Here is a 3,571-nt window from a genome sequence, read left to right as displayed (position 1 = left end):
GATTTATTAAATTCTGTGATTTATCACAGTGAACTACTCGCTGACGAGGCGGTAGGAAATCATTAACAGATTGGCAAAATTGAGTCTGAAATAAATTGTTCAACTCATTTAATTCAAGATTGACAGTAATGCTTCGGTGTTACGGTTTAATTACGAATTGAAATGAGAACTAGCAAATTAACTGAATCAAGCGTTTTGGTATATGAATCTAATTGAAGCTGTACAGTGCTTAAGTGCACAAGACGTCAAACTGTGAATTAAATAAATATTTTATATTTATTTAATTGTCTTAACCCTACTTGTAGGGGTTAACGACTGTTTGGGGTTGTATAGTCAAGTAATTAAGTGCATGTGGTGGATGCCTTGGCAGTCAGAGGCGAAGAAAGACGTGATAGCCTGCGAAAAGCTCCGGGGAGGCGGCAAATATCCTTTGATCCGGAGATTTCTGAATGGGGGAACCCACCTACCTTAAGGTAGGTATCGTATGATGAATACATAGTCATACGAAGCGAACGCGGGGAAGTGAAACATCTCAGTACCCGTAGGAAAAGAAATCAATTGAGATTCCCTCAGTAGCGGCGAGCGAAAGGGGAAAAGCCCATTAAGTTATGTGTGTTTTAGTGGAATGCTCTGGGAAGTGCAACCATAGTGGGTGATAGTCCTGTACACGAAAGGGCACACATAATGATGACGAGTAGGGCGAGGCACGTGAAACCTTGTCTGAATATGGGGGGACCATCCTCCAAGGCTAAATACTCCTGACTGACCGATAGTGAACCAGTACCGTGAGGGAAAGGCGAAAAGAACCCCTGTGAGGGGAGTGAAATAGATCCTGAAACCGCATGCATACAAGCAGTGGGAGCCGACTTGTTCGGTGACTGCGTACCTTTTGTATAATGGGTCAGCGACTTATATTCAGTAGCAAGGTTAACCGAATAGGGGAGCCGTAGAGAAATCGAGTCTTAATAGGGCGTCTAGTTGCTGGGTATAGACCCGAAACCGGGTGATCTATCCATGAGCAGGTTGAAGGTTGGGTAACACTAACTGGAGGACCGAACCCACTGTCGTTGAAAAGCCAGGGGATGACTTGTGGATAGGGGTGAAAGGCTAATCAAACTCGGTGATAGCTGGTTCTCCCCGAAAGCTATTTAGGTAGCGCCTCGGACGAATACCATTGGGGGTAGAGCACTGTTTCGGCTAGGGGGTCATCCCGACTTACCAAACCGATGCAAACTCCGAATACCAATGAGTACTATCCGGGAGACAGACTGCGGGTGCTAACGTCCGTAGTCAAGAGGAAAACAATCCAGACCGCCAGCTAAGGCCCCAAAATCATAGTTAAGTGGGAAACGATGTGGGAAGGCATAGACAGCTAGGAGGTTGGCTTAGAAGCAGCCACCCTTTAAAGAAAGCGTAATAGCTCACTAGTCGAGTCGGCCTGCGCGGAAGATGTAACGGGGCTAAAACTATGTGCCGAAGCTGCGGATGCATAATTTATTATGCGTGGTAGGGGAGCGTTCTGTAAGCCGACGAAGGTGGATTGAGAAGTCTGCTGGAGGTATCAGAAGTGCGAATGCTGACGTGAGTAACGACAAAACGGGTGAAAAACCCGTTCGCTGAAAGACCAAGGGTTCCAGTCCAACGTTAATCGGGGCTGGGTGAGTCGACCCCTAAGGCGAGGCCGAGAGGCGTAGTCGATGGGAAATTGGTTAATATTCCAATACTTCAGTGTAATGCGATGAGAGGACGGAGAAGGTTAAGTCAGCCTGGCGTTGGTTGTCCAGGTGAAAGGAAGTAGGCATGCATCTTAGGCAAATCCGGGGTGCTCTATGCTGAGATCTGATAGCAAGCTGTACTTGTACAGTGAAGTGGCTGATACCCTGCTTCCAGGAAAAGTCTCTAAGCTTCAGTTACACTGGAATCGTACCCGAAACCGACACAGGTGGTCAGGTCGAGTAGACCAAAGCGCTTGAGAGAACTCTGCTGAAGGAACTAGGCAAAATGGTACCGTAACTTCGGGAGAAGGTACGCTGTTGATGGTGATAGGACTTGCTCCTTGAGCTGTCGACAGCCTCAGAAACCAGGCCGCTGCAACTGTTTATTAAAAACATAGCACTCTGCAAACACGAAAGTGGACGTATAGGGTGTGATGCCTGCCCGGTGCTGGAAGGTTAATTGATGGGGTTAGCGTAAGCGAAGCTCTTGATCGAAGCCCCAGTAAACGGCGGCCGTAACTATAACGGTCCTAAGGTAGCGAAATTCCTTGTCGGGTAAGTTCCGACCTGCACGAATGGCATAATGATGGCGGCGCTGTCTCCAGCAGAGGCTCAGTGAAATCGAATTCGCCGTGAAGATGCGGTGTACCCGCGGCTAGACGGAAAGACCCCGTGAACCTTTACTGCAGCTTGACATTGAACTTTGACCTTACTTGTGTAGGATAGGTGGGAGGCTTTGAAACTCGGACGCTAGTTCGAGTGGAGCCGTCCTTGAAATACCACCCTGGTAATGTTGAGGTTCTAACTCTGTCCCGTTATCCGGGACGAGGACCATGTCTGGTGGGTAGTTTGACTGGGGCGGTCTCCTCCTAAAGAGTAACGGAGGAGTACGAAGGTGCGCTCAGCGTGGTCGGAAATCACGCGTAGAGTATAAAGGCAAAAGCGCGCTTAACTGCGAGACCCACAAGTCGAGCAGGTACGAAAGTAGGTCTTAGTGATCCGGTGGTTCTGTATGGAAGGGCCATCGCTCAACGGATAAAAGGTACTCTGGGGATAACAGGCTGATACCGCCCAAGAGTTCATATCGACGGCGGTGTTTGGCACCTCGATGTCGGCTCATCTCATCCTGGGGCTGAAGCAGGTCCCAAGGGTATGGCTGTTCGCCATTTAAAGAGGTACGCGAGCTGGGTTTAGAACGTCGTGAGACAGTTCGGTCCCTATCTACCGTGGGCGCTGGAAATTTGAGAGGATCTGCTCCTAGTACGAGAGGACCAGAGTGGACGAACCTCTGGTGTACCGGTTGTGACGCCAGTCGCATCGCCGGGTAGCTATGTTCGGAAGGGATAACCGCTGAAAGCATCTAAGCGGGAAGCCTACCTCAAGATAAGATTTCCCCGAGGCTTTATGCCTCCTAAAGAGCCGTTGAAGACTACGACGTTGATAGGTTGGATGTGGAAGCATAGCGATATGTGAAGCTGACCAATACTAATTGCTCGTGAGGCTTGACTATACAACACCCAAACAGTTGTTGTATCACAAGCATCAATCGATTCATAAAAGATCACTTAAACCTGATCAGATCAAATATCTTGATTCAGCCCTTGCTGAACATGAAATTTCAGATACAATAGCCAACCTGTTAATAACTCATTTGGAACCAAGTAAGGCATTACAAGCAAAAGCATCGAGCTTAAGCAATGTAACTAAGACCCGAACAAGTCCATAACAGTTGTGCTGGCGACAATAGCAAGAGTGAACCACCTGATCCCTTCCCGAACTCAGAAGTGAAACCTCTTCGCGCTGATGGTAGTGTGGGGTTACCCATGTGAGAGTAAGTCATCGCCAGCTCATTATTC

Annotated in this window: 2 rRNA genes; both read left to right on the top strand. The window is 48.3% G+C overall.

Going from position 1 to position 3,571, the window contains the following annotated elements:
• Nucleotides 1-331: 331 nt before the first annotated feature.
• Nucleotides 332-3,225, top strand: a 23S ribosomal RNA gene (locus tag HHA41_RS12655).
• Between the two features lie 223 nt (nt 3,226-3,448).
• A 5S ribosomal RNA gene (gene rrf / locus HHA41_RS12650) occupies nt 3,449-3,563 on the top strand.
• Nucleotides 3,564-3,571 lie beyond the last annotated feature (8 nt).

The sequence above is a fragment of the Acinetobacter sp. A1 genome, assembly GCF_012371315.1.
Classification (GTDB): Bacteria; Pseudomonadota; Gammaproteobacteria; order Pseudomonadales; family Moraxellaceae; genus Acinetobacter.
The sequence above is the reverse complement of the archived record's forward strand: the minus strand, read 5'-3'. Positions and strand labels throughout refer to the sequence as shown.